We start from the raw sequence: 2,272 nt of genomic DNA on the forward strand, positions 1-2,272 counted from the left end.
CGCTGCCGAAGTGCACAGGCTGCGACAGATCACCTTGCAAAACGCCTTTGAGCGCACGCCAAGCCGCTTCAAGAACCGGCTGCCACAGCCCCAGAGGCTGCCAACCGCCGCCTGGATCAATCCGCCGGCCATGGCGAAAAAAGCAGACACATTCGGGCGAAGACAGGCGATCAGTTCGCGCTTAAGTTCGCCGCGGGGGTGCATGTAGATGGCGTTGTAGATGGTCTCGTGGGACACAGATTTCTCAGAGGTGTCGGGCCAAAGGACCTTCAGTTTGAGCGCTATTTGCTGCGGTGACCAGAGCAGTTTTAACTGATGCCGGACTACCTGGAACGAGGCGCCGTCAGAGTGGAGCTTGGGAAGACGCCGTGGCAGCAGGCGGCGGGCATGGCACTGTGCATGAGCCAGGTTGGCATCGTAGATGCCGCTGCCGCTGGTGCGTTTAAGCTCGCGGCTGATCGTACTGGCTGAACGGCAAAGGCGTTTAGCAATGGATCGGGTGGATCACAGGTCGGCGCGCATGGTCATGACGACAGCGCGCTCCTGGGTTGTCAGATGTGTGGAGATTTTCGCCATGGCGGCACCTTACAGCAAAGGTGTTGCACTTGGTCTTTGAGAACGCCCCGCATCTGACACCTGTTGAGATTTGGCAAGGAATCAGCATAAACGAATTTGGCTACTGGGCTGACGAAAATGTATGATGTACTGCGGTCCGACGTCAACCGAATCGAAGCAACGCGCGCAGCCAGCTAGTGACCGAATTAGCTATACTGTCTAGTCCCAACAGGCAGCCCCATCCAAGTGAGCGACCCACTAACCCAACACAACTAGCATCAACCGAAACTTGTAATTTCCCTCCCAATTCGCTCAGTAATTGACCTATATTTTTGATTGCTGAGCGTGGTGATTTCTTGTGCGAAAACGAGACAACGACAATGTCAAAGTCCCAGCTTTTCGCAATTGTAGTGACTTGCTTCAACGATGTTACGGCGCTAATTGAGGTGCAATGTGCTCCTTCCAAAACGAAGAGCGCCTCAATCAGTAGTAATTCTAGGTTTGATCTATGCTCTCCGGAGGAGGCTAAGAGAACTCGGGGCCTTGCTTCCTCCCGGGTCGTGAAATTTTGTGCGGCAAAGACTATTGCGCCTCGCATGAGAGACTCCAACAGCGCATTGAAAAAATATTCTTCTACAACAGTGAACCGACCAGAAGTTCTTCCCACCCGGACTATCCTTGTCAATGGTGCCGCGACATTTATTACAAAATTGCTCAAACCTGCGTTCAACAGTTCCTGGTTTAGACTGGACTTAAGTTTAGCTCCGCTTTTCCGTTTAATTAAATCCACGCAGATTTGAATAAGCACAAGTTGATCGCGGGGCGAAGGCGCAACTTTGGGGTCGTAATTCCCGCGTAACAAAAGAAGCTCGTCCATTTTGAGCCCGACTACTTTGCCGGGACGGTAACCTAGGGCGAGCAAATCTGTTATAAGCTCAAGCTGGACGAGATGGGCCATCGAATACTGGCGCTCACCATTGGGACTCCGGGACGGGTTTGGATATCCATACCGGCGCTCCCATATGCGAAGGTTGACTACCGTATACCGGTTGAGCACGAGATCTCACCTATATTGAGGGAAGCAGTGCTTTGCTCAGTAATTTGCGGGCGCATTTATTTAGGCATTCACGTTGAAAGGTCTGTGGATAATTATATTCGCATTCTGCGTCACAGAGCCTACCGTGGCTATCTTCAAAGTGACGCACAGTTCGTTTTTCTCGGATGTTTTTACCTGCTACACGGCAAATTAATGAGTAAGTTGCCTGCCGCAGCCGTACTGAGGGGGAAAGACATATCCTAGAACGTGAAGCCATCGCTACCGGAATGTGTCAATCAATTTGAAACACCTGGGTTAAATTGCTGAGAGTCTAAATCTCCTTTTCATGCTGCTTTTTTCGCCATGGCCGGCGGATTGATCCAGGCGGCGGTTGGCAGCCTCTGGTGCTGTGGCAGCCGGTTCTTGAAGCGGCTTGGCGTGCGCTCAAAGGCGTTTTGCAAGGTGATCTGTCGCAGCCTGTGCACTTCGGCAGGTTCTGTCGCATTAGCGAACATCGACGGGGTAATCGGGTAAGCTGCGGCGCCCGAACCCCGGGACGACTCGACATGCTCAACTTCAAAGGGATGCGCTTTCCGATCGATGTGATCCTGGTCTGCATCCGCTGGTATGCGGCCTACCCGCTGAGCTACCGGCACCTCGAGGAGATGATGGAAGAGCGCG

General features: G+C 52.8%; 1 protein-coding gene and 2 pseudogenes. 1 reads left to right on the top strand and 2 read right to left on the bottom strand.

The annotated features are described in order from the left end of the window. Nucleotides 1-156: 156 nt before the first annotated feature. Together CR105_RS29675 and CR105_RS27270 are read right to left on the bottom strand one after the other, a co-directional pair. Nucleotides 157-576 (bottom strand): annotated as a pseudogene (locus CR105_RS29675) (transposase); the annotation flags it as partial. Nucleotides 577-718: 142 nt separating this feature from the next. After that, nucleotides 719-1,612, bottom strand: a complete 894-nt coding sequence (locus CR105_RS27270; RefSeq protein WP_099794094.1) for a MerR family transcriptional regulator — start codon at nt 1,610-1,612, stop codon at nt 719-721. A gap of 545 nt (nt 1,613-2,157) precedes the next feature. Here CR105_RS27270 and CR105_RS27275 point away from each other — a divergent pair. Further along, nucleotides 2,158-2,272: pseudogene (locus CR105_RS27275) on the top strand (IS6 family transposase); the annotation flags it as partial.

The organism is Massilia eurypsychrophila, from assembly GCF_002760655.1.
Taxonomy (GTDB): domain Bacteria; phylum Pseudomonadota; class Gammaproteobacteria; order Burkholderiales; family Burkholderiaceae_D; genus JAFCUW01.